Below are 24,435 nucleotides of genomic sequence, written 5' to 3'. Positions count from 1 at the left end.
ATCGGTATGGCGCAAGGTCGATAGGGGTCTCGACTTCGCTCGACACCAACGGCCAGAAAGCTCGGATTAAACGCTTGCCGCGCTAACCGCTTACGCCATCGTGATCCCGGCGCGGCCGGCTTCGACAACGCCGGTCGCGCGTTTCGACAGCGTGTTCACCGGCGCCGTGACCTGGTCGACGACCATGAAGTGCGTTTGCCACGCCGCGCGGTTGACGTCGCAGACCAGATAGCCGCGCTGATCGTTGGCGAATTTGAGTTCGGGGTTGAGCGCCAGCCATTCGTCGGTCCCGGCGCGCTTGTCGCTGCCGTCGCCGCCGCTCGAGATCGAGGTTGCGACAAATTCGGCGCCGACGACCTTGTCTTTCTGTATCAGGTCGCCGCAGAAATTCTGATGCTCGTCGCCGGTCAGCACGATATTGTTGTCGAGCCCGGCAAAGCGCGACAGGATGCGCTGCCGCGGCGTTTCATAGCCGGCCCAGCTGTCGAGGTTCAGCACTTTCTCGGGTTCGTCGGGCTTGCGGCGGCGGTCGAGCGACATCATCGTAACCTGCTGCGCCAGCGCGTTCCACGTCGCCCCGCCGCGCGCCAGATTGCGGTTCAGCCACGCCTCCTGCTCGCGTCCCAGCACCTCTGCGTCCTTTGCCGCCACGTCCACGCAGGCGGGTTTGAAGCCGTCGCCGCACGGCTGGTCGTCGCGATACTGCCGGGTGTCGAGCAATTGCATCGCCATCAGGTCGCCGTACCGAAACTCGCGGTGCGCCGCGACCATGCCGCCGCGCGGCAGCAGCGCCCGGCGCACCGGCATATGCTCGTACCACGCCTGCATCGCCGCCTGCTTCTTCAGCATGAACACCTCGGGCGGCGCCGCTTCGGGGTCGTTGCCCGACAGGCCCATTTTCCAATTGTCGCGATCGGCGACCCAATTGTTGCGGATCTCATGGTCGTCGAAGCTCGACAGGAAGGCGTGGACCGATCGCACCGCCTGCTGGTCGATGTCGAGCAGCGTCTGGGCATAGGCGTTGCGGAAATCGGTGACGTCGAACAGCGCGCGCTGCGCATATTGGCGCACCGGGCGGATCGGCAGGCCGTCGTCGAACAGATAATCCTGCCGATATTCATAGATGAAGTCGCCATAATGATAGACGAAGGCCAGGTCTTCGCGCGCCAGATGGCGGTAGGCGCCGTAAAATCCGGACTCATAATGCTGGCATCCGGCGACGCCGAATTTCAGCGCCTCGACGCGCGCGCCCGGCGCGGGCAACGTCCGCGCGCGCCCGCGCAGACTGCGCTCGCCGCCGGCGGTGAAGCGGTAATAATAGGGGCGGTCGGGCAACAGCCCCGCGACCTCGACATGCACGCTGTGCGCCAGTTCGGGGCGCGCCAGCTCGGTGCCCTTGGCGACCACGTCGCGAAAGCCGCTGTCGCTCGCGACCTCCCATTCGACGGGGACGCTGGTCAGCGGCATGCCGCCGTGGCGTTCCAGCGGCTCGGGCGCCAGCCGGGTCCAGATGACGAAGCCGTCGCTCGCCGGATCGCCCGCCGCGACGCCGAGCTGAAACGGGAAGTCGCGGAAAATGCCCTGCGCGCGGACGATTGCCGGCGCGGCGAGGCCGGCGAGGGTCGCCCCGGTGAGGAAATGGCGGCGGTTGTACATGGCTGGGCTCCGTCGGGCTGCGAATCGCTGCCCCTCGATAGCCCAGCCATGCGTTACATCAATGACCGATGCTCAGCCGCGCGAAGACCGTCGCGCCGATCGGGTGCTTGCCATAGGCCGCGTCGAGCGCGCGCGGCTTGTCGAACGCCGCGATGCTGCCGCCGAGCGCGAGGTTCAGCGGCCCGGTCAGCGGCAGGCGATAGGCATAGCCCGCCTGGACCTTGCTCACCCGGAACGGCACGTCGTGAAGCGCGTCGTCATGGCCCGGGAACAGCTCGTCATTCTTCACATTCTCGACCCGCGCGAACAGGCTGTGATGGTCGTCCAGGTCCCAGTTCGCCTCGGCGAGCCATGCGGTCAGCGTGGCGCCGGGGTCGCGGTTCTTGGCGCTGAACGCCGCGGTCGCGGTCAGCCCGCGGCCGTTGGCATAATGGACGCTCGCCGTCGTGCGATGCTCGTCCTCGCCCGGATGCTGCGCTTCGGGTTCCTTCAGCCGGCCGTGGCTGACCTGCACCGCCCAGGCGGGCGAGGGGGTCCAGGTGCCGCGCAGGCTCCAGCTGTCGAACCGCGGGCTTTCGATGTTCCAGCGCTTCTCGTCGGGTTCGCGGCCGGTGAACAGCGACCCTTCGAGCTGGAATTGCGACGTCTGATACCCCAGCGTCGCGACGCCATAGGTGATGTGCGTCGAATCGAACCAGTGGTGGGTGATCGGCGCTTCCGGATTATAGCGCGCGCTGCCGCGGTGCATGAAGGCGCTGGGGCCGATCGCGGGCTCGCCGACCGGGCCGCCATAGACGAACAGCCGCGCATCGTCGCCGACATCGACGTCGACCCGCGCCGCCAGTTCCATGAACAGGTCGTGCGGATGCTGGCGGTCGACCAGCGGCTCGCCGCCGGCGGTCTCGCCTGTCGCGAACAGATTGGGATAGCCGACATTCGACATCAGCGGCTCGAGGCTCAGCATCGATTTCAGCTGGACGCGGCCCCAGCCGGTCTCCTTCTCGGCCGACAGCATCAGCATCGACTGGACATAGGCCTTGTCGTCGCCGCGCGGCCCCGACTGATCGGTGTAGACGCCCCACGCAAAGCCGTGCGCCATCACCATCCAGTCGTCGCCGGCGTCGATGTGCAGCCCGGTGTGCCCGCCTTCGTTGGCAGGGAGGCGCGCGGTGCCCGATCCCTCGGCGGGGCCGGCCGGGTTGCCGTGGCCCATGGTGCCGTGGTCCATGCTGCCATGATCCATCGCGTCATGGTCGACCGCATCGGGGGCTTCGGCTACGGCGGCGGGCATCGCATGCCCCGCATGGGGATCATGGTCCTGCGCCGCGGCGGACAGGGGGAAGAGGGCGAGCGCAGCAGCGCCCGCCAGCAAAGGCGTCTTTTTCATATCGTCGTCCTGACAGGATCGGTAAATCGGGGTTCGGTTTTTCTAAGCGCTGTCAGGGTCGGGGAGGGGGAATGCTCGGCGGTGCGTTGGCGCCCGCGCGCGCCGCCATCGGCTGCACCGGCGGCAAGAGTGCAGCAAGCGCCGCGGGCGCCGCCACCAAGGCGGCGGGGGTGCTTGCGACGCAGCCGATGCAGACATGCCCGGCAGCCTTGCCGTCGTCGGCATCGGGCTGGTGGTGCGACGGTTCGACCGGCATCGCGCCGTGGCAGTCCGCATTCCCCGGTTGGGCCTGCACCGGCGCCGTGACCGACGACAGCGACAGGCCGATGAGGAACAGCGCAAGCAAAAGATGGCGGATCATGGTCACGCCAGCATCCATAGCATCCAGAATGCCATGCCGACCATCGCCAGATTTTCGGTGAGCGAGACAAAGCCCAGCGGCACCCGGCTGCTGCCGCCGACGCAGGCGCATTTCAGCGCGCGCCTGTCGATATAGACCGCCTTGAACACCGACACCGCGCCGCTGCCGCCGATGAACAGCGCGACCGGGATCGACAGCCACGGCAGCGCGTGCGCGGTCATCAGCACCCCCGCCAGCCCTTCGGCGAACGGATAGATCGACGCATAAGGCACCCAGCGCCGCGCGAGCAGGTCGTAATTCAGGAACATCGTCGCAAACTTGTCCAAGTCCTGCAGTTTGAGCAGCGCCAGCACGATCATGCTGAACGACACGAACCATTCGGCGGCGCGCCAAGTGAACGCATCGCCATACGCCGCAAAACTCGCCGCCAGCGCCATCAGCGCGGTCATCGCGAACAGCGCCGCGACGGGGCGATAGCTGACCGCGTCGGGATCGGCGACCTTCAGGCCGAAATGGCGGCGCAGATCGTCATGGCCGCCGATGCGCTCGCCGTCGATAAAGGTCTGCGGCGTCGTCGCCACGCCATGCTCGGCCTTGAACGCATCGGTTTCGGCGCGCGTCGTCAGCCAGCGGTCGTCGACGCGATAGCCGCGGCGCTTGAGCAGATGCTTCGCCTTCAGCCCGAACGGACAGATATGGCCCGGCATGACCATGCGATAGAGGATTGCCTGTTTCGTCATACGCCCCCTATAGCCTCCGTACTACGGTACGGAGTCAAGCGATGCAGCTCACGATCGGCAAATTGGCGCAGGGCGGCAACGTCGGCGTCGAAACCGTCCGCTATTACCAGCGCCGCGGCCTGATGGGCACGCCCGCGCGCAGCGGCGGCGACGGCTGGGGCGGCGGCATCCGCCGCTATGATGCAAACGATCTGCGCCGCCTGAAATTCATTCGCGCGGCGCAGGCGTCGGGTTTCACGCTTGAGGAGATTGCCGAACTGCTGGCCTTGGAAGAAAGCGACGACCGCGTCCGCGTGCGCCGCCTCGCGCGCCAGCGGATCGATGCCCTCGACGCCAAGATCGCGCAAATGACCGAAACCCGCGCCGCGCTCGCGCGCCTCGCCGATCAATGCGCGGCGAGCGACACCGGACCCTGCCCGATCCTGGCGGCGTTCGAGCCTTAGGGTTTCGTGCGGCCGCGGGGGGCGCCGGTTTGCGACCGGTTGCGACGAAGCGATCCTCCCCGGAACGGGGAGGGGGACCAGCGAAGCTGGTGGAGGGGCACGCGGTGTCGAGCGCAGCGTTTGCCTGCCTGTACCCCTCCACCACCCTACGGGTGGTCCCCCTCCCCGTGCCGGGGAGGACCGGCAACGGCCGCTCCCAACCAAATCAGTCGTGGCCATACCCCCTCAATCCGCGCCACCCACTCCCAATCCGTCGATCTTGCCCGCCAAGGCGTCGATCTTGTGGTGCAGCCGCATGATCTCCAGCTCGGCGCGCAGGTTGATTTCATAATCGAGGCTGGCGGCGAGCCGGTCCTTGGCCGAGGCGCGGTTCTGGCTCATCATGATGATCGGCGCCTGCACCGCGGCGAGGGTCGAGAGCATCAGGTTGAGGAAGATGAAGGGATAGGGGTCGAAGGCGAGGCCCCAGCGGGACAATATTTCCGAATTGAGCAGCATCCAGCCGAACAGCACCACCGTAAAGGCGATGATGAAGCCCCACGAGCCGCCGACCGCGGCGACCCGGTCGGACAGGCGGGCGCCAAACCCGGCGCTTTGGTCGTCGACATCGCCGGCATCGCGGCTGGTCGGGGCGCGGTCGGCGATGGCCGAAATGACCCGCCGCTCTTCGGCGTCGAGGTCGTCGTAGGAGCGACCGAGCAGCCGCAGCGCGAGATCCGACGCTTGCAGCTCGGCGTTCATCCGTGCCCGATCCAGCGCCAGATGCCCGCCGCCATATAACCGAGCGCGCCATGCCCCCATGTCGCCGCCAGCCACAGCACGATCCCGCCCAGCAGCGCGTGCGGGCGCGGGATGGTGTCGCCCCACGGCGTCGTCCCGCTCAGCTGGCGAGCGAAGGGGATGTAGCTCGTGCGGGCGCTCCAATGGCGCCACGCGTCGCCCATCAGCCGCGCCTTTTTGACGTCCTGGCCCGCCGACCCGGCGAGCGCGAGGAAGGCGATCGTCGCCGACAGGGTGAACTGCGCCGCGGTCGGCACCACCAGCGCGTGCGCGGCGGCCCACAGCGCAAACCCCCACATCATCGGATGGCGTGTGATCGCAAAGACGCCGCGCGGCGCGCCCTGCGCGACGAAGGCGGCGTTCGGGGCGGGCAGGGCGGGGTTGCCGACCAGCGAGCCCATGAACAGCACGCTCGCCAGCAGCACGAGCAGCGAGGCAAAGATCCACAAGCCGTCGCCGACCGCCCACAACGGCGGTTCGGGCGGCATCCCGCGCCACGCCTGGACCAGCATGATGAACGTCGCGATCGCGACGATCGAATAGACGATCTGGAACGACCGCTCGCCCATGCGTCCCGCCAGCGGCGCGCGCAGCGGGTGCGACAGCGCGAAATGGGTGCCGACGAACAGCACGCAGGTCGCGATCAGCAGCGACATCGGTTGCATCGGGACATGGTCTCCTTCCCTTTCCGGTGCCGCTGTCGATCGGTTGCGGCGCCTACCGGTCGTATGCCTTCGGCAAGGCCCCTTCCTGCGGGGTCGCATACCGATCGCGCAGGCGGTCCTGCCGCGTCGTTAGCGATTGCGGCTTGCCGTCGATCCACACCGCGGTCGGCCGGCTGCCGAGTTCGAGCGGATCATTGTCCCAGATCACGACGTCGCCGGCGCGGCCGGGACGCAGCGAACCGATGCTGCCTTCCATGCCGACCGCGCGCGCCGGGGCGCTGGTGATCGCCGCGAAGGCCTGGTCCCAGCTGAGTCCGCTGGCGCCGGGCAGCTTCGTCAATCCGACAAGGTTGCCCGCATATTGGGTGGCATAGCCCATTTTGTGCGCGTCGTCGTCGTCGAAGACGCCGACCGACACATCGACCCCCGCGGCCTCGAGCCGCCCGGCGTTCGATTGCGTCGCGCCCAGCTGTTCGAAGCTGCCCGGCAGGTCGGTCAGCGGCGACACCAGCACCGGCACCCGCGCCGCGGCGATCTCGCGCGCCACCAGCCAGCCGTCGGTGACGCCGACGAGCACCAGCTTCAGCGCCGGAAACTCGCCCTTCAGCTTGAGGACGTTGACGATGTCGACAGCGCGGTCGACGCGGACGAACAGCGGCGTCGTGCCGTCGATCACCCGCACCAGCGCCTCGGCATCGGCGCGCTGGATCATCGCGTCATTGCCCCATTCGGCCAGCGTCGCGGGATTGCGCGCATAGCTGCGCGCCGCCAGCAATTGTTCGCGAAACAGCAGGAAGGTCGCGGCGCGGCTGCCACCCGCCTTTGCCGACCCGTCCTCGCCGAACGCGACGAACTGGAGCGCGCGGGGCCGGGTGACCATGTCCATGTCGTCGGCCAGGTCGACGACGGCGCCCTGACCGGCGAACAAATTGCTGCTGCCGCTGGGGGCGACGATCGCGCGGGTGACCCCGGCGGCGCGGTTGACCGCGATCGACGATCCCATCGGGTTGAGCGCCGGTGCAATATCGAGCCCCGCCGAAAAGCGCGTGCGCGGTGCGGCGCGGTCGTTGGTGCCGCCGACGGCATCGACCTCGGTCAACCCGACGCGGCTGAACGCCGCGACGATCCCCGGCGTCACATATTTGCCGACCGCATCGACGCTCTGCATCCCGGCCGGCACCGCAACCCCGGCGCCCGCAGCGACGACCTTGCCGCCGCGCACGACGACGGTGCCGCCCTCGACGGGGGCGCTGCCGTCACCGATGACCAGCTTGGCATTGGTGATCGCGACGTCCTGCGCGAGCGCGGGGCCAACACAGGCCAAAGCACCCACAAGCGCACCACCCAAAGCCGCTCGTGTCCAGCAAAGTCGAGACACCCCGAAGGCATGCGCGACCGATGGGCATCTCGACTTCGCTCGATGCGAACGGAACAGGGAGTTCATGAAAGAATTCTTCATTTCACATCTCCCTCGCCGGGCTGGCCCAGCTCGAAATCGCTGACCGGCCGGCGCCGCGGATCCATCGCGTCGAACATCAACGCGCCGTCGATCCACACCTTTTCGGGGCGGGTATAGGCACTGAACGGATTGCCGTTCCACAGCACGACGTCGGCCATCTTGCCGGCCTTCAGGCTGCCGGTGCGGTCGCCGATGCCCAGCGCCTTGGCGGGGTTCGATGACAGCCAGGTCCAGGCCACTTCGTCGCTGACGTCGATGCCCATGCGGCGCCCGGCGGCGCGCGCCTTGGCGGCTTCCTGGTTCAGGCGCTGAATCTGGTTGGCGTCGTCGGAATGGACGATCGTGCACGCGCCCGCTTTGTACACCAGCGGGATATTTTCGGGCACGCCGTCATAGGCTTCCATCTTGAAGCCCCACCAGTCGGCCCACATCGCCGAACAAATGCCTTCCTTGGCCAGCAAGTCGGCGATCTTGTAGCTTTCGACCGCGTGGTGGAAGGTCGATACCTTGTAACCGAATTCCTTCGACATATCGATGACCAGCGCCATCTCGTCGGCGCGGTAACAATGGTTGTGGACCAGGATTTCGCCCCCGAGCACCCCGGCGAGCGTTTCCATCGCCAGGTCGCGTTCGACCGCCTTGCCGTCGTCGAGTTTCTTCTTGTACGCCGCCGCCTTGGCCCAGGTCTGGCGGTTGACCGCGAAATTGCCCATGCGGGTGGAGGGCGCGCGGCCCTTGCCGCCATAGACGCGCTTCGGATTCTCGCCGCACGCCATTTTCAGCCCGTAAGGCGCGCCGGGGAACTTCATCCCCTGCACGGTGCGCGCCGGAACATTCTTCAGCGTAACCGACCGCCCGCCCATCAGGTTGGCGCTGCCGGGCAGGATTTGCAGCGCGGTGACGCCGCCGTTCGCCAGCGCGCGGCTGAACCCCGGGTCCTGCGGCCAGACGCTATGCTCGGACCAGACTTCGGGGGTCGTCGGCGACGTCGCCTCGTTGCCGTCCGAATGCGCCTCGACGCTGGGCGAGGGATAATCGCCAAGATGGCTGTGGATGTCGATGATGCCGGGGGTCAGCACCTTGCCGGTGCCGTCGATCACGTCGTAATCGGCCGGGATCGCGGTGTCGGCGCCGCCGACCGCCTCGACCTTGCCGCCGGCGAACAGCACCGTGCCATTGTCGATCCGGCCGCCTTCGCCGTCGAAGACGGTGACGCCGCGCACCGCGGTCGGCCGTCCGCCATAGGGCGTATAGGTCGATGGGTAGGGATCCTTGTCGAACTTGACCGGCTTTTCGGCGGCGGCGGGCTTGTCGCCCGCCGGCCGCGCGTCGTTCCCCGTCGCCGCGCAACCCGCGAACGCCAGCGACACCGCAGCCAGCAGGCTGCCCTTCACGCCCCGGATCATCGCTTATGCTCCCTTGGGATGGGTGCCGGCAGCCTGCGGCTCGCCGAGTTCGCCCGTGCCGGGGATCGCGGGGTCGCGGTCGGCGAGCGTGTCGAGGTGCATCCACTTCTTCACGATCGGCGACAGCAGCAGGATGACGACGCTAACCGCGATGGTGATCAGCCCGATCTGCCAATAGATGCTCAATGTCGCATCCTTGGTCATCGCGCCATCATGGCCGCCGGTCGCCTCGCCGATCTTGCCGGCGACGAAATTGCCGACCGCGGTCATGTAGAACCATGCCCCCATGATCAGCGACGCCAGGAAGGTCGGCGCCAGGCGGTTCATCGCGCTCAGTCCCACCGGCGACAGGCACAGCTCGCCGGTCGTGTGGAGGAGATAGAGCAGGAAGACGAAGAGCACCGGGGTCGCGACCTCGGGTCCGACGGTGCCGGCACCCCAGACAAAGACGAGGAAGCCGAGGCCGACCTGCGCGAGCGCGAGCGCGAACTTGGCGGGCGCCGACGGTTCAAGCCCGCGCTTGCCCAGCCATTGCCACAGCGCCGCAAAGATCGGCGCGAACAGGATGATATAGATGGGGTTGATCGACTGGAACACCGATGCGGGCACGCCGCCCTTGTCGACATAACGGTCGGTGTAGAGGTTGAAGCTGCCGCCCGCCTGTTCGAACAGGCCCCAGAACAGCGGGTTGAGCGCGATCAGGAACAGGATCGCGAACATGCGCTCGCGCGGTTCCTTGTCGAGCTTGAAGCTCTCGTACAGCACATAGCCGAGCAGCCCGAGGCCCGAGACGATCAGCAGGTTCTGGATGATATCCTGATACTGGACGAGCGCCCACATCACCGCCACGGCGCCGACGCCGACGGCATAGATCGTCATTTCCTTGTTCTTGGCCAGCGGGGCCGGCGCTTCGCCGGCGCCGAGCAGGACGTTCTTGCCGAGCACGAAGACGATCAGGCCGGCGACCATGCCGATGCCGGCGAGGCCGAAGCCATAGGCCCAGCCGATCTTCTGCCCCAGATAGCCGACCAGGATGGTGCCGAGCGCGGCGCCGACGTTAATCCCCATATAGAAGATGGTGTAGGCGGCGTCGCGGCGCATGTCGGTCAGGCGATAGAGCTGGCCGACCATCACCGAGATATTGGCTTTCAGGAAACCCGAGCCGACGATGATCAGCGCGAGCGCGAGCCAGAAGACGTTGATCGTCGCATCTTCCTGTCCGCCGACGCCCTCGAACGCCATGAACAGATGCCCCAGCGCGAGCAGCACGCCGCCGAACAGCACCGCCTTGCGCTGCCCCAGGTAGCGGTCGGCCAGATAGCCGCCGAGCACCGGGGTGATATAGACGAGGCTGGTATAGGCACCATAGATCAGGGTCGATTTGCCGTCCGAGAACAGCCAGTGCTGGGTCAGGTAGAAGATCAGCAGCGCGCGCATGCCGTAATAGGAGAAACGCTCCCACATCTCGGCAAAGAACAGCATGTAAAGGCCCTTGGGGTGGCCGGCGAATTCGGGTTTCTTGCTGCCCGCGATCAGCGCCCCGATGGTGAGGAATATCCCCAGCACGACCAGCGCGATGACCGCAATCCAGTCGCCTTCGTCCCAAAGGCCCATATCTTTCATCAAAGCGTCCCTTTTTTTCGATTATCTCGGATCGCGGCTCCCCGCCGCGGCTATGGGGCAACCTAGCGCGAAAATTACGCAATGGAAGAATCTAATTGCGCGCGTAACCATTGCCGCGATCTCCGAAACTTGTTGCGAATCGTTCGCAACACTTGCGCATATGCGCGAAGATCGGCAAATTGCCCGCATGTTCAACGACACCACCTCGCTCCGCGCGCACCTCGCCACCCGCCGTTCGGGCAAGGCGCGCGACATGATCGCGCCCGGCCCCGATGCGGCGACATTGCACGACATCATCGCCCTCGCGCTGCGCACCCCCGATCATGGCAAGCTGGCGCCGTGGCGCATCGTCACCATCGCCGCCGACCAGCGCGCCGCCTTCGCCGCGCTGCTGAAATCGGCGTGGGTCGCCGAAAATCCGGGGGCTGCAGGACTGGACCTGTCGGCGCTCGACCAGTTCGCGCATCAGGCGCCGACCCTGATTGTCCTGCTGTCGACCCCGGTGGCGGGCGCCAAGATTCCGGTGTGGGAGCAACAGCTGTCGGCGGGCGCGGTCGGCATGAACCTGCTCCACGCCGCGCACGCGCATGGTTTCGTCGGCAGCTGGCTGACCGGCTGGGCCGCCTATAGCCCCGATGTCACCGCGGCGTTCGGGGCAGGCGAGGGCGACCGGGTGGTCGGCTATTTCTTCCTCGGCACCGCCGCCAAACCGCTCGAGGAACGGCCGCGGCCCGATTATGACGAAGTCGTCGCGGCTTGGGACATTTAATTTCAACGCGGGCGGCGATTGGCTAATTTTCGTGATTTGACTGTGCTGCTGTCTTATGGCATTAAGGCGGCATGCTCGATCAGTCCAAACCCGTATATCAGCGCCTGCGCGACGTCATCGCCAATGCCATCCTCGACGGCAGTTTCCGCGACGGCGACATGCTGCCGTCGGTGCGCTCGCTCGCGGCGGAAGAGGGCGCCAACCCGCTTACCGTCGCCAAGGCGTACCAGACCTTTCAGGACGAGGGGCTGGTCACGGTCAAGCGCGGGGTGGGCATGTTCGTCGCCGAGGGCGCGACCGAGCGCCTCCGCGACCTGATGCGCGCCGATTTCCTCACCAATGTGTGGCCGCCGGTCGCCGACCAGATGCGCCGCATCGGCCTCGACGCGCGGACGCTGCTCGACCTCACCGAAGCTTGATGTAGCGCAGCGCGAGCCGCGGAAGCGGCTGCACGTAAGGCACCCAGTAAGACGAACGACCGAAGGGCGTCGTCAGCCGCTCTTCCCCGAATCGAGCGCATAACCCGCCGATCGCACCGTCCGGATAATGTCGGTCGTACCCGGCAGGTTGATCGCCTTGCGCAAGCGGCGGATGTGGACATCGACGGTGCGCAGTTCGATGTCGCTGTCCTGGCCCCACACGCTGTCGAGCAGTTGCCCACGCGAAAAGACGCGGCCCGGATGTTCCATGAAATGGCGCAGCAGGCGGAACTCGGTCGGCCCCATCGCGACGATCTGGCCGTTCCGCACCACCTTGTGCGCGACCGAATCGAGCTCGATATCGGCATAGCTCAGCATTTCGCCGGCGAGCGCGGGGCGCAGGCGGCGGAGCACTGCCGAGACGCGCGCGACCAGTTCGCGCGGGCTGAACGGTTTGGTGACATAATCGTCGGCGCCGGTTTCCAGCCCGCGGATGCGATCCTCTTCCTCGCCGCGCGCGGTGAGCATGATGATTGGGACGTTCGCCGATTTGGGGTTGCGGCGCAGGCGGCGGCAGACTTCGATACCGGGCAGGCTTTCGATCATCCAGTCGAGCAGGACGATGTCGGGCACGCGCTCCTCGACCAGCACCAGCGCCTGTTCGCCGTCGGGCGTCTGCCGGACCGAAAAACCCTCGCGTGCGAAATGCCAGACGATGAGTTCGGCAATCGCCTCGTCATCCTCGATCAACAGCAGGTCGGGTTGCGGCATCAGCCTTGCTCCTGCTCCGCGGCGGCGCTGTCTTCGGGGGTCTCCCCGCGCTCGCGCTCCTCCATCCGCTCGCCGGTCACGACATAATAGACCATCTCGGCGATGTTGGTCGCATGGTCGCCCATGCGTTCCAGGTTCTTGGCGACGAACAGCAGGTGCGCGCTCTCCGAAATATATTTCGGATTTTCCATCATGAAGGTGACGAGGGTGCGAAAGATGCTGTTGTAGAAATCGTCGACGATCTTGTCGCGAACGGTGACCCGCACCGCGAGTTCGGCATCGCGCGCGGCAAAGCTGTCGAGCGCGTCGTGGACCAGCTCGGCGACGATGTTCGACATCGACATCAGCACCGGGATCGCCTCGATCGACCGCGTCTGGTCCATCAGCGCGACGCGTTTGGCGATGTTCTTGGCATAGTCGCCGATCCGCTCGACGACCGAGACGATCTTCAGCGCCGCGATCATCTCGCGCAGGTCGTCGGCCATCGGAGCCCTGAGAGCAATCGTCTGCACCGCGAGCTGTTCGACCTCGGCCTCCAGCGCGTCGATCTTCTTGTCGTCGCGCACGACCTGCGCCGCCAGATCCTGGTCGCCCTTGTTGAGCGCGGTCATCGCCTGGAGCAGCGCCTGTTCGGCGCGGCCGCCCATCTCGCTGATCAGCCCGCGCAGGCGGTTGAGGTCTTCGTCGAAGGCTTTGACCGTATGATCGTTCGTTAATGCCATCACTCTTGTCCTTATGCGCTACGGATCACCCGTAGCGGCCGGTGATATAGTCCTTGGTGCGTTCCTGCTTCGGGTTGGTGAAGATGTCGGTGGTCTTGCCATATTCGACCAGCGTCCCGAGGTGGAAAAAGGCGGTGCGCTGCGACACGCGGGCCGCCTGCTGCATATTGTGGGTGACGATCACGATCGCATATTTGCCGCGCAGGTCGTGGATCAGCTCTTCGATCTTGGCCGTCGCGATCGGGTCGAGTGCCGAGCAGGGCTCGTCCATCAGGATGACTTCGGGGTCGACCGCGATCGCGCGTGCGATGCACAGGCGCTGCTGCTGGCCGCCCGACAGCGCGGTGCCGCTTTCCTGCAGCCGGTCCTTGACCTCGTCCCACAGGCCCGCGCGCACCAGCGCGCGTTCGACGATGACGTCCAGGTCGGCCTTGCCGGGCGCGAGGCCATGGATGCGCGGGCCGTAGCCGACATTGTCGTAAATCGACTTGGGGAAGGGGTTCGGTTTCTGGAACACCATGCCGACGCGCGCGCGCAGCTGCACGACGTCCATCGACGGCGCGTAAATATCCTCACCGTCAAGCTCGATGCTGCCGGTCACCTTCGCGCTCGCGACGGTGTCGTTCATCCGGTTGAGCGAGCGCAGAAAGGTCGACTTGCCGCAGCCCGACGGGCCGATGAACGCGGTGACGAGGTCGGTGCCGACGTCGATCGACACATTGTTGATCGCCTGTTTGTCGCCGTAAAACACGTCGACGCCCTGCGCCCGCATCTTGGGATCGGTGATAGTCAAATCGTCTTGGGTCATGGTCACCAGCGTTTTTCGAATTTGTTGCGAAGATAGATCGCAAAGGCGTTCATCGACAGCAGCACAATCAGCAGCACGATAATCGCGGCGGAGGTCTTTTCGACAAAGCCCCGGTCGACTTCGTCCGACCAGAGGAAGATCTGCATCGGCAGCACCGTCGCCGGCGAGCAGACGCCGCCCGGCACGTCGCCGATGAAGGCGCGCATCCCGATCAGCAGCAGCGGTGCGGTTTCGCCCAGCGCGCGCGCCATGCCGATGATCGTGCCGGTCAGGATGCCGGGCAGCGCGAGCGGCAGGACGTGGTGGAACACCACCTGCACCGGGCTGGCGCCGACCCCCAGCGCCGCGTCGCGGATCGACGGCGGCACCGATTTGATCGCGTTGCGGCTGGCGATGACGATCACCGGCATCGTCATCAGCGCCAGCGTCAGCCCGCCGACGAGCGGGCTCGCCTGGCAGATACCGAACCAGTTGATGAACACCGCGAGCGCTAGCAGGCCGAAGATGATCGACGGCACCGCGGCCAGATTGTTGATCGACACTTCAATGAGGTCGGTCCAGCGGTTCTTCGGCGCATATTCCTCAAGATACAGCGCCGCGAGCACCCCGGTCGGAAAGGCGATGATGAAGGCGATGAAGATCGTCAGCACCGATCCCTTGAGCGCCCCCCAGATCCCCGCGACCGCGGGATCGGTCGCATCGGCGTTCTTGAAGAAGGGCCAGTGGATGCCGGTCGACAGCTTGCCATCGCGCTCCAGCGCATCGACCCGCGCGCCGAGCGCACCGCGGGCGCCGTCCTTGGCCATGATGTCGACCGCGGAGGCGGCGGGCAGTTCGAACATGCTTTCGCCGTTCAGCAGCGCGGGATCGTCCTTGATCGCGCTGCGCACTTCCTTCCACGCATTTTCGCTGATCAGCGCCGATCCGCCGTCTCCCAGCGCCTCGTCGGCGGCAAAGGCGACGATGTCGGCGAGCCCGGCGTTCGCGATCAGCTGGTCGGCGTCGGGATCGTCCAGCCGCGACGCATCGACGGTCAGCGGGGTGCTCTTGAAATCGATCGGCACCGCGACGTTCGTATAGGTAAAGCCGCGCGCGCCATTGCCGACCATCACGAACAGCAGGAAGGCGAGGAAGGCGCCCGACAGCAGCACCGCGAGCAGCCCGAGCAGCTTGAAACGGCGCTCGGCGGCGTAGCGGCCCGCGATGCGTTTCTGCATCACGGCGCCTTTCCAGTCGGTGGGGGCGGTCCGGTCAGTCATAGGCTTCGCGATACTTTTTGACGATGCGCAGCGCCGCGATGTTGAGCAGCAGGGTGACGATGAACAGCACCAGCCCCAGCGCGAAGGCGGCGAGCGTCTTGGCGCTGTCGAATTCCTGGTCGCCGGTCAGCAGCTTGACGATCTGCGCGGTCACCGTGGTCACGCTGGCAAAGGGGTTGGCGGTCAGGTTCGCCGACAGGCCGGCGGCCATCACCACGATCATCGTCTCGCCGATCGCGCGGCTGACCGCGAGCAATATGCCGCCCATCACGCCGGGCAACGCGGCGGGGATCAGCACCTGGCGGATCGTCTCGTTCGGCGTCGCGCCCAGCGCCAGCGATCCGTCGCGCATCGCCTGCGGCACCGCGTTGATGCTGTCGTCGGCCATCGACGACACGAACGGGATGATCATCACCCCCATCACGATGCCCGCGGCGAGCGCGCTTTCGGTCGAGGCGTTGGGGATGCCCAGCATCACCGCGAAGTTGCGCAGCGCCGGCGCCACGGTCAGCGCGGCGAAATAGCCATAGACCACCGTCGGCACCCCGGCGAGAATCTCGAGGATCGGTTTGACCCACTGGCGCACCCGCGGCGCGGCATATTGGGTGAGGTAGACTGCGGTCATCATGCCGATCGGGATCGCGACGATCATCGCGATGATCGCGCCGATCAGCACCGTGCCCCAGAACAGGGGGATTCCGCCGAAGGTGTCGTCCTGCGGCGCGCCGCTCTGCGGCGCCCAGGTCGTTCCGAACAACAGCTCGGCGGGCGACACCAGCTGGAAAAAGCGGATCGATTCGAACAATAGCGACAGCACGATGCCGAAGGTGGTGAGGATCGCGACGAGCGAGGCGAGCAGCAGCAGCGCCATGACGATGCGCTCGACCCGCGTCCGGGCGCGAAATTCGGGCTTGATGCGGGTGAAGGCGAACAGCCCGCCGGCCAGCGCCAGCGCCAGCATCGCGGCGATGCCGATCATCGCATATTCGCGCCCGGCATCGGCATAGGGTTCGACCAGCGGCGCCGCGGCGGGCAGGCGCACCGCGGCGCTGCGCCCCTGCGCGACATCGCGCGCATCGGACAGGATCGCGCCGCGCTCGAAGCCGAAGGCGGGCAGGTTCGCCGCCGCGTCGCTCGCCAGCACCGCGTTGGTGACCAGTCCCGGCGACACCGCGCTCCACACCGCCAGGAAGATCGCGGCGGGGGCGAACAGCCACAGCGCCACGTACCAGCCATGATATTGCGGCCGCGAATGCAGCTTGGCGCCCGCGCGCCCCGCCAGCATCGACGAGCGCGCGCGCCCGGCGAGCCAGCCGATCAGGGCAAGGCCGGCGATGAGCAGCAACAGGGCGGCGGCGTTGAAGGTCACGTTTCAGTGATTCCCGGTTTTTCGTTTTGCATCGAGCACCCAGCTTCCGTTCGTGTCGAGCCCATATGGCCGTTCGTGTCGAGCGAAGTCGAGACACCCATCGGTCATGCAGTCCTTCGGGGCATCTCGACTTCGCTCAATGCGAACGGGAAGAGGGGCCGGGCGAACGGGGGTAGGCGGGTCCAAAAAACCGGCAACCGGACCGGGCCGAAACCCGTCCCGGTCGCCAGCGGGGGGAAGTCAGTTCAGTTCATCACCGCTCAGCGCGGTCATCCCGGTGCCGTTCGCCGCCGCCTTGTCGGCGACCGCCTTCGGCGACGCGATCAGGCCCTTGGCGGCGAGGTAACCGCCGTCGCCGGCGCCCTTCAAAAACTCAGCGACGAACTCGGCCAGGCCGGGGATCACGCCGACATGCGCCTTCTTCACATAGATGAACAGCGGGCGCGAGCCGGGGTAGCTGCCATCGGCGATCGCGGCATAGGTCGGGGCGACGCCCTGTACCGGCACCGCCTTGATCTTGTCCTTGTTCGCGTCGAGATAGCTGAAGCCGAAGATACCCAGGCTGGTCGGGTTCTTGTCGAGCTTCGAGATGATGAGGTTATCATTCTCGCCCTGCTCGACATAAAAGGGCGCGCCGCGCAGCGTGGTGCAGGTCGCCTCGTGCGCGTCCTTGTCGCTGGCCTTCAGCGCCTTCATTTCGGGGTTCGCATCGCACCCGGCACCCAGGATCAGCTCCTTGAACGCGTCATAGGTGCCGCTGGTCGACGGCGGGCCAAAGACCGAGATCGCGACCGCGGGCAGCGCCGGGTTGACGTCGGCCCAGGTCTTGGCGGTGTTGGGCTTGCCATAGGGGTTCGCGGCCAGCGCCTTGTACACGTCTTCCTCGGTCAGCTTGAAGCCGGGGCCGCGCTGCGCCTCGCCCAGCGCGATGCCGTCGATGCCGATCTGGATTTCGACGATATCCTTGACGCCATTGGCGACGCAGGTGTCGAACTCCTTCTTTTTGATCCGGCGCGAGGCGTTGGCGATGTCCGCGGTGTCGCCGCCGACGCCCGAACAAAAGCGCTCGAAACCGCCGCCGGTGCCGGTGCTGTCGATCTTCGGCGTCTTGTTGCCCGTCGCTTCGGCGAATTTTTCGCCGACCGCGGTGGCAAAGGGATAGACGGTCGAAGAGCCGACGGCGCTGATATAATCGCGCGACGCGCCGCCCGAGGACGCCTGGTCCTGACAAGCGGACAGCGCCAGCGCGCAAGTGGCGGCGCCGGCGATCAGGGCGAATTTCTGCAACATCGATAAATCCTGTCGGGGGTCGTTACCGAACCAAGCCACCACCCCCGCGGCGACTCGCTGAGCGCCATTTGAGGGTTTTGTGTGACGTGTATGTGACAGGGAGTGTCATGGAAGTGTCATGGATTGGAGACGGCCAGAGCGGAGAGCTGTTGGCTATCATCCCATGTTAACGAGGTCGGTGATTTCGCCAACTAGCCCATCAATGCTCCCCGCAAACCCGCCAGTGGCGTCGATCGTTTTTTTGGCTCCCGATAGGAAGCCCAAAAATTTCTGCCACGTTGACTTGCCAGGGTTTTCGGCAATTTCTTTCACCAGAAGCATCCCTACGCCTTGATCTTCCTCAGACAGGCGTGGCAAGATCTGGAGCACTTTCTGCAATATCTGTCTTGTTGCCTCGTCCGTCTGTGCAACTGCGGACAGCGTGTCCGTGTTAATGTCTCCCGAGCCGGTCACGGCACCAATCTGATTTCCAATAAAATTCTGGTTATTATTGACCATTGTCGATCCCTTCCCAAAATTATCATTCGCAAACAACCTGCCTTGCTCATCTTCCATTTCAATCATTCTAAGTTCTCTATAAAGATCGGTCTTTATAGATGCCGCCTCTATCCTATTTCTTGCGTCAGATTTGAACCCAGAAGATCTGTAAAAATCTAAAACAATAGACTTGTATTGTTCGCTCTGGCTACAATGTGCAGCCATGTGATCGAGAAGGGCATTTTTTGTTTCGTCATGATCTTCCCGAAAGAACCATTCAATGACCCTATTCTCGATGCCATTTACAAAAGTCTCGCGAAGGCCAATTGCTGCCTCCTCTCTAACCTCTCTGCTGCCATCCTTCCGAGCGACGTCGATCATCTCCAGATGTTTTTGAAGTGACGTCGCATCTCGAAACAAGAGACGAAACATCCATTTCCGAACTTCTGGCGCGCATCCTTCAATGTCCGCAATGGGTAAAGTTAAGCAAGAAAACCCTAGATCGAGCTGAGTTATGGCCCATATAGAGTATTTGCTGACAGACGGCACGTCATGTTGATTGAGTTGCCCAAGTGAAATCGCGTTAGTAAATTTCCTATGGAACATATGTTGGGGCGCGTGATCGGTACCGGCCAAGACAATTGCTGCCCGTAGTTCCGCTGAATTTGATGCCTCCAAAGGAATCAGAGTCTGGACCAATTTTGTTTTTTGCGAATGGCTAAATCGCGCGGAAGCGATCAAACTTAGTCCCGTTGGAGGTATTCCAGCTTGTTCAAGCAGAGCGGATGCTTCGTCCTCTGGACGGCTTGCATAAACGGCCCCGACGATTGCGGCCATTAGATCGGGGTCTTCGTTGGCCTGCGGTGCTAAAGCTAGTGCAGCGTCCACGTCACTGCTGTACCCTAACTCGGATAAGCCATTTACCGCCCACCGCTTCGCGTTTTGCGACGTTCGGAACGTACAGAATTTGACCGTCGCCCGGACTTTCGTTGCATCGGTAAAATAGAATCCTTTTCTCAACCGATCGCACATCCACTGAAGCGCTTTGGTCGCAATCCGGTCATCAGAATGCGATAGCTGAGCGATTAGGTATCGCTCTTCCTCCAAAGAAAAAGGTGACCTCTGCATATCTAGTAAATTAGTATATCTGTGCCAAGTTTCTTCATGAGAAACATTGATGCAGGGTCAAAATCGCCTGAACTGATGTCCGATTGGCCAAGACTTCTCCAATGCAGCGACCCCACCGCAAGCCTGCGACCCGAAGGTTGAAAGCGTTCTACGGCCGTCACCGAAACTACGGCGAAAAGTACGATTCCAGTTTCGTCACTGGGGGCGGCGACAATCCCGATTAGGTCGGCGCTTTGCTCAAATGCTGGAAACTCTGGGGAAAATTCGAGATCCAGATCCATTGCGACAGCCGTAAGGCCTGCGCTTATCGCCCCATGATCGTCTTGATCCAGAAGCGTCAAATCATCGTGGCATATTGGAATCGGAAATCCGATCATTAATTTTCCGACATAGTTTTGTCTTGATTCTGCATAGGCTCCTTTTGAATGTATCAATATCTCCTCATTTCTCATAATTATGGGGTAGGACATCACGGGATAAAGACCTTTTTCTCGGGCATTGTCGTATTTTTCATACGATATAGCATTGGTCTTTATGAGTGCGGACCATTCATCGGGGGAAATTATTACTCCACTTTGAATCGCGTAATTTTTCAATTTGTTCGGATCAATGCACAAAACATTATTTCGTTTAAGCTCTCTTTTTCTCCTGCGAGCTACAACGGTGGATCGAAATTCTGAAGGGATAGTTTTGTCTTTTATCAGCTCCCGTAGAAAAAATTTTCCCGGACGGTTCCTGAAAAATCTACTTCTTGTTCTATAGGTTAGAATATCTTCACTTAGTCTAGCGCCAAGCGTCTTATGCTGCGTTTTTCCATGAAGGTGAGGTGGCATGAGGCGATGCAAATATGCTAACTTCACCATCTCTCGCGTCGACATGGGTCGACGTACAAGCTTGAGGACAGCTTCGGCGATTTCGAGGTAAGAGTCTGAAATCAAGGCATACGTCTCCGCCAAGTCTCAGACCGTCTAAATCGGCAATTCAATTGAATTTCCCCCATATAGCTGACAAATTAGCTTCTCATATTGCCTAGTCAATGATGCCGCCCCCGTATTGTCGTGAGACCATGATCCTCATCACCGGCCACGTCATCCTGACCCGCGAGCATCGCGAGCGCATGATCGCGCTCGGCGCCGAGCATAGCGCGCGGTCGCGCGGCGAGGCGGGGTGTCTGGTGCATAACTGCCATATCCCTCGACTTCGCTCGGGACAGTCGGACTAAAGTCGCCTCGTCGTTGTCGAGGAATGGGCGGATGTGGCCGCGGTGCGCGCCCACTTCGCGGTTCCCGCGTCGGGCGCCTTCGTCGCCGATCCCGGATCAAGTCCGGGATGACGTGCGCGCCCTCTCGCCGCAGCCGCCGGTAATGCGGATTTTCTCCGCCGATGTGACGGCGCGGGTGGTGGGGTAGAAGGGTCTCACGCAAAGGCGCAAAGGCGCGAAGAAGGAAGGGAGAAAGAGATTTCTCGCACGAAGGCACAAAGGCACAAAGGCACAAAGATCACGGCTCCGGGCGGCCAACGACGTGACCCAACCGACCTTTGCCATTTGATGGCCGGACTAGGTCCGGCAGCCAAATCCCACCGCCGCGCATCTGCGCCGCAATTACGCCTGACACCGCCCCCTTTGTGGCTTTGTGTCTTTGTGCGAAACCCTCTTCCTTCCTTCTTCGCGCCTTCGCGCCTTTGCGTGAGACCTCTTTCTTTTATGACGTCGCGAGCCGGACCCCGGATCGAGCCCAACGCGCCGAGGCCGAAAAAAACCGCTTTCCTACATTATTGCGATGTGCCAGCCTTCATCCCGGCTCTTTCAAATCATCGATAAACGCCGTTGCCACCCCTGTTCGCGCGCGGCCATATGCGCTGCGCTCCTGCCTCCGGGATGCAACGGAAAATTGGCGCGTAAGGCTGAACTTTACTGAACTTTGGCGCATAGGGGCGCGCCCCGCCGCCCCTTGTCCGGAGCGACGCAGGCGGGGAGGGTGCCGCACCCTATTTCAGCATCGGCGCCAGATATTGCCCCGTGAAGCTGCGCGGGTTCTTCGCGACCTGCTCCGGCGTGCCGCTCGCGACGATCTCGCCGCCCTTCACCCCGCCCTCGGGGCCGAGGTCGAGGATATAGTCGGCGGTCTTGATGACATCCAGGTTATGCTCGATCACCACGACGCTGTTGCCCTGTTCGACCAGCGCCTGCAGCACTTCGAGCAGTTTGCGGACATCCTCGAAATGCAGCCCGGTGGTAGGTTCGTCGAGGATGTAGAGCGTCTGCCCGGTCGATCGGCGCGACAATTCCTTGGCGAGCTTGACGCGCTGCGCCTCGCCGCCCGACAGCGTCGTCGCCTGTTGCCCGACCTTGATGTAGCCCAGCCCGACGCGCACCAGCATCGCCATCTTCTCGCGGATCGACGGCACCGCCTTGAAGAACTCCGCCGCATCCTCGACCGTCATGTCGAGCACGTCGGCGATGCTGTGGCCCTTGAATTTCACCTCGAGCGTTTCGCGGTTGTAGCGTTTGCCGTGGCACGTCTCGCACGTCACATAGACGTCGGGCAGGAAGTGCATCTCGATCTTGATCAGCCCGTCGCCGGTGCAGGTTTCGCACCGCCCGCCCTTGACGTTGAAGCTGAAGCGCCCCGGCTTGTAGCCGCGTGCCTGGCTTTCGGGCAGCCCCGCGAACCAGTCGCGGATGATCGTGAAGGCGCCCGTATACGTGGCGGGGTTGGAGCGCGGGGTGCGGCCGATCGGCGACTGGTCGATGTCGATAACCTTGTCGCAATGCTCCAGCCCTTTCAGGCTGTCGTGCGGCCCCGCGATCATCCGCGCGCCGTTGAGGACGCGCGCCGCGCTGGCATAGAGCGTGTCAATGATCAGGCTCGACTTGCCGCTGCCCGACAGGCCGGTGACGCAGGTGAATGTGCCGAGCGGGATCTTCGCAGTGACATTCTGGAGATTGTTCGCGCGGGCACCCTTGAGCACGAGGTCGAAGCCATTGCCCTTGCGGCGATGCTTCGGGATTTCGATGCGTTTGGCGCCGGTGAGATAGGCGGCGGTCAGGCTCTTCTTGTTCTTCAGCACCTGCTCGAGCGTGCCCTCGGCGACGATCTCGCCGCCGTGCAGCCCCGCGCCCGGTCCCATGTCGACGACATAATCGGCGTGGCGGATCGCATCCTCGTCATGCTCGACAACGATGACGGTGTTGCCGAGGTCGCGCAGGCGCTTGAGCGTCGCGAGCAGCCGGTCGTTGTCGCGCTGGTGGAGGCCGATGCTCGGTTCGTCGAGCACGTAGAGCACCCCCGACAGGCCGCTGCCGATCTGGCTGGCGAGGCGGATGCGCTGGCTCTCGCCGCCGCTCAATGTTCCCGATGTCCGGTTGAGGTTGAGGTAATCGAGCCCGACATTGTTGAGGAAGCCCAGGCGTTCGTTGATCTCTTTCAGGATCGCCTTGGCGATCTGCTTCTGGGTGTCGTTCAGCTTCGCCTCGAGGGTCGAAAACCAGCCGAGCGCGTCGGCGACCGAGCGCTGCGCCGACATGCTGATGTCCTCGCCCGCGATCTTGACCGCGAGCGGTTCGGGGCGGAGGCGGGCGCCGTGGCACGTCTCGCACGGCTGCGGCGTCTGATACTTCGACAGCTCCTCGCGCATCCACGCGCTTTCGGTCTGCAGCAGGCGGCGGTTGAGGTTGCCGATCACCCCCTCGAACGCCTTGTGCGTCGTATAGCTGCGGCGGCCGTCCTTGAAGGTCAGCTCGACCGGCTTGCCGCCGCTGCCGTAGAGGATGACGAGCTGTACCTCGCCGGGCAGGTCCTGCCACGGCGTCGTCAGCTCGAAGCCGAACTGTTTGCCCAGGCTTTCGAGCACCTGCATATAATAGGGCGAGGGCGGGTTCGATTTCGCCCACGGCACCACCGCGCCTTTCTTCAGGCTCAGCGCATGGTTGGGAACAACCAGGTCGGGATCGAACTCCTGCCGCTCGCCCAACCCATCACAGGCGGGGCACGCGCCCTGCGGCGCGTTGAAGCTGAACAATCGCGGTTCGATCTCGGCAATCGTAAAGCCGCTGACCGGGCAGGAGAATTTTTCGCTGAAGATCAGGCGGTTCGCGGGGATGCCCGCGCCCTTCATCGCGCCGCCGCTGTCCTCTTCCTCGCGGCCGGGAACCGGACCGTCGGCCAAGTCGACATAAGCCAGCCCCTCGGCCAGTTTCAGCGCGGTCTCGAAACTGTCGGCCAGCCGCGTGCCCAGCCCGTCGCGCACCGCGATGCGGTCGACGACGACCTCGATGTCATGCTTGTATTTCTTGTCGAGCGCGGGCGCCTCACCGATCTCGTAAAACTCGCCGTCGATGCGGACGCGGGTGAAACCGTCCTTCTGCCACTGCGCGAGTTCCTTCTTATACTCGCCCTTGCGCCCGCGCACGACGGGCGCGAGCAGATAGGCGCGCGTGCCCTCGGGCAGTTCCATCACCCGGTCGACCATCTGGCTGACCGTCTGCGCCGCGATCGGCTCGCCCGTCGCGGGGGAATAGGGGACGCCGACGCGCGCCCACAGCAGGCGCATATAATCGTAGATTTCGGTGACGGTGGCGACGGTCGAGCGCGGGTTCCGCGACGTCGTCTTCTGCTCGATGCTGATCGCCGGCGACAGCCCGTCGATATGCTCGACATCGGGCTTCTGCATCATCTCCAGGAACTGGCGCGCATAGGCGGAGAGCGACTCGACATAACGCCGCTGCCCCTCGGCATAGATGGTGTCGAAGGCGAGGCTCGACTTGCCGCTGCCCGACAGGCCGGTGATCACGATCAGGCTGTCGCGCGGCAGGTCGACGTCGACGCCCTTGAGGTTGTGCTCGCGCGCGCCGCGAACCTTGATGTGGGTGAGACTCATGGGAGGGGTGTGTTCCAGATTT

Annotated in this window: 22 protein-coding genes; 4 read left to right on the top strand and 18 right to left on the bottom strand. The window is 64.1% G+C overall.

Translation table 11 applies throughout. The features are described from left to right. Positions 1-90: 90 nt before the first annotated feature. Genes HEQ22_RS08780 through HEQ22_RS08765 form a run of 4 tightly spaced genes read right to left on the bottom strand, consistent with a single transcriptional unit; the run spans position 91 to position 4,144 of the window. Entirely contained in the window at positions 91-1,656 is a 1,566-nt protein-coding gene (locus HEQ22_RS08780; RefSeq protein ID WP_432770798.1) for an alkaline phosphatase D family protein, read from the bottom strand. 58 nt (positions 1,657-1,714) lie between these two features. After that, on the bottom strand, positions 1,715-3,043 hold the full coding sequence (locus HEQ22_RS08775) for a hypothetical protein (protein WP_432770797.1): 1,329 nt from the start codon (positions 3,041-3,043) through the stop codon (positions 1,715-1,717). 52 nt (positions 3,044-3,095) lie between these two features. Then, the gene (locus HEQ22_RS08770; protein WP_432770796.1) at positions 3,096-3,410 is read right to left on the bottom strand and encodes a hypothetical protein; all 315 of its coding nucleotides are present in this window, start codon (positions 3,408-3,410) and stop codon (positions 3,096-3,098) included. Next, entirely contained in the window at positions 3,407-4,144 is a 738-nt protein-coding gene (locus tag HEQ22_RS08765) for a MauE/DoxX family redox-associated membrane protein (RefSeq protein WP_432770795.1), read from the bottom strand. The genes HEQ22_RS08770 and HEQ22_RS08765 overlap by 4 nt, the downstream gene beginning before the upstream one ends. Positions 4,145-4,185: 41 nt before the next feature. On the opposite strand from HEQ22_RS08765, the gene HEQ22_RS08760 reads away from it, so the two are divergent. Further along, complete coding sequence (locus HEQ22_RS08760; RefSeq protein ID WP_432770794.1) at positions 4,186-4,587, top strand: MerR family DNA-binding protein; 402 nt, start codon at positions 4,186-4,188, stop codon at positions 4,585-4,587. Between the two features lie 225 nt (positions 4,588-4,812). Here the strand turns inward: HEQ22_RS08760 and HEQ22_RS08755 are convergent, their stop codons facing one another. From HEQ22_RS08755 to HEQ22_RS08735, 5 genes are all read right to left on the bottom strand, one after another. Beyond that, the gene (locus tag HEQ22_RS08755) at positions 4,813-5,328 is read right to left on the bottom strand and encodes a DUF1003 domain-containing protein (protein WP_432770793.1); all 516 of its coding nucleotides are present in this window, start codon (positions 5,326-5,328) and stop codon (positions 4,813-4,815) included. After that, on the bottom strand, positions 5,325-6,032 hold the full coding sequence (locus HEQ22_RS08750) for an NnrU family protein (RefSeq protein ID WP_432770792.1): 708 nt from the start codon (positions 6,030-6,032) through the stop codon (positions 5,325-5,327). The genes HEQ22_RS08755 and HEQ22_RS08750 overlap by 4 nt, the downstream gene beginning before the upstream one ends. Before the next feature lie 52 nt (positions 6,033-6,084). Beyond that, a complete protein-coding gene (locus HEQ22_RS08745; protein WP_432770791.1) occupies positions 6,085-7,356 on the bottom strand; it encodes an amidohydrolase family protein in 1,272 nt (423 codons plus the stop codon). Positions 7,357-7,487: 131 nt separating this feature from the next. Beyond that, positions 7,488-8,897, bottom strand: a complete 1,410-nt coding sequence (locus tag HEQ22_RS08740; protein ID WP_432770790.1) for an amidohydrolase — start codon at positions 8,895-8,897, stop codon at positions 7,488-7,490. Positions 8,898-8,900: 3 nt separating this feature from the next. Beyond that, complete coding sequence (locus HEQ22_RS08735; protein WP_432770789.1) at positions 8,901-10,520, bottom strand: peptide MFS transporter; 1,620 nt, start codon at positions 10,518-10,520, stop codon at positions 8,901-8,903. Positions 10,521-10,707: 187 nt separating this feature from the next. Here HEQ22_RS08735 and HEQ22_RS08730 point away from each other — a divergent pair, with 187 nt between their 5' ends. After that, a complete protein-coding gene (locus HEQ22_RS08730) occupies positions 10,708-11,289 on the top strand; it encodes a nitroreductase family protein (protein WP_432770788.1) in 582 nt (193 codons plus the stop codon). A gap of 71 nt (positions 11,290-11,360) precedes the next feature. After that, on the top strand, positions 11,361-11,708 hold the full coding sequence (locus tag HEQ22_RS08725) for a GntR family transcriptional regulator (protein WP_432770787.1): 348 nt from the start codon (positions 11,361-11,363) through the stop codon (positions 11,706-11,708). Between the two features lie 72 nt (positions 11,709-11,780). Here the strand turns inward: HEQ22_RS08725 and phoB are convergent, their stop codons facing one another. The 8 genes from phoB to HEQ22_RS08685 form a co-directional block, all read right to left on the bottom strand. Beyond that, complete coding sequence (phoB, locus tag HEQ22_RS08720) at positions 11,781-12,479, bottom strand: phosphate regulon transcriptional regulator PhoB (RefSeq protein ID WP_432770786.1); 699 nt, start codon at positions 12,477-12,479, stop codon at positions 11,781-11,783. Further along, entirely contained in the window at positions 12,479-13,201 is a 723-nt protein-coding gene (gene phoU / locus HEQ22_RS08715; RefSeq protein ID WP_432770785.1) for a phosphate signaling complex protein PhoU, read from the bottom strand. Before phoU ends, phoB begins: the two co-directional genes overlap by 1 nt. Before the next feature lie 25 nt (positions 13,202-13,226). Further along, positions 13,227-14,009: a phosphate ABC transporter ATP-binding protein PstB gene (pstB, locus tag HEQ22_RS08710; protein WP_432770784.1), complete on the bottom strand. Its 783-nt coding sequence runs from the start codon at positions 14,007-14,009 to the stop codon at positions 13,227-13,229. 2 nt (positions 14,010-14,011) lie between these two features. Further along, positions 14,012-15,268, bottom strand: coding sequence for a phosphate ABC transporter permease PstA (gene pstA, locus HEQ22_RS08705; RefSeq protein WP_432770783.1), 1,257 nt, complete (start codon positions 15,266-15,268; stop codon positions 14,012-14,014). Further along, positions 15,261-16,637, bottom strand: a complete 1,377-nt coding sequence (gene pstC, locus HEQ22_RS08700) for a phosphate ABC transporter permease subunit PstC (protein ID WP_432770782.1) — start codon at positions 16,635-16,637, stop codon at positions 15,261-15,263. The genes pstA and pstC overlap by 8 nt, the downstream gene beginning before the upstream one ends. A 240-nt stretch (positions 16,638-16,877) precedes the next feature. Beyond that, the gene (locus HEQ22_RS08695) at positions 16,878-17,927 is read right to left on the bottom strand and encodes a substrate-binding domain-containing protein (RefSeq protein WP_432770781.1); all 1,050 of its coding nucleotides are present in this window, start codon (positions 17,925-17,927) and stop codon (positions 16,878-16,880) included. Between the two features lie 156 nt (positions 17,928-18,083). Continuing rightward, positions 18,084-19,436, bottom strand: coding sequence for a hypothetical protein (locus HEQ22_RS08690; protein WP_432770780.1), 1,353 nt, complete (start codon positions 19,434-19,436; stop codon positions 18,084-18,086). A 98-nt stretch (positions 19,437-19,534) separates the two neighbouring features. Next, positions 19,535-20,488 carry an HTH domain-containing protein gene (locus HEQ22_RS08685; protein ID WP_432770779.1) on the bottom strand — a complete coding sequence of 318 codons (954 nt, stop codon included), beginning with the start codon at positions 20,486-20,488 and terminating at the stop codon, positions 19,535-19,537. A gap of 110 nt (positions 20,489-20,598) precedes the next feature. On the opposite strand from HEQ22_RS08685, the gene HEQ22_RS08680 reads away from it, so the two are divergent. After that, positions 20,599-20,754, top strand: a complete 156-nt coding sequence (locus HEQ22_RS08680) for a hypothetical protein (protein WP_432770778.1) — start codon at positions 20,599-20,601, stop codon at positions 20,752-20,754. Between the two features lie 767 nt (positions 20,755-21,521). On the opposite strand, the gene uvrA is transcribed toward HEQ22_RS08680, so the two are convergent. Then, entirely contained in the window at positions 21,522-24,413 is a 2,892-nt protein-coding gene (gene uvrA, locus HEQ22_RS08675) for an excinuclease ABC subunit UvrA (protein ID WP_432770777.1), read from the bottom strand. Positions 24,414-24,435: the final 22 nt, after the last annotated feature.

This window comes from Sphingopyxis sp., from assembly GCF_050916055.1.
Classification (GTDB): domain Bacteria; phylum Pseudomonadota; class Alphaproteobacteria; order Sphingomonadales; family Sphingomonadaceae; genus Sphingopyxis.
This window is presented reverse-complemented; position numbering and strand designations above follow the sequence as displayed.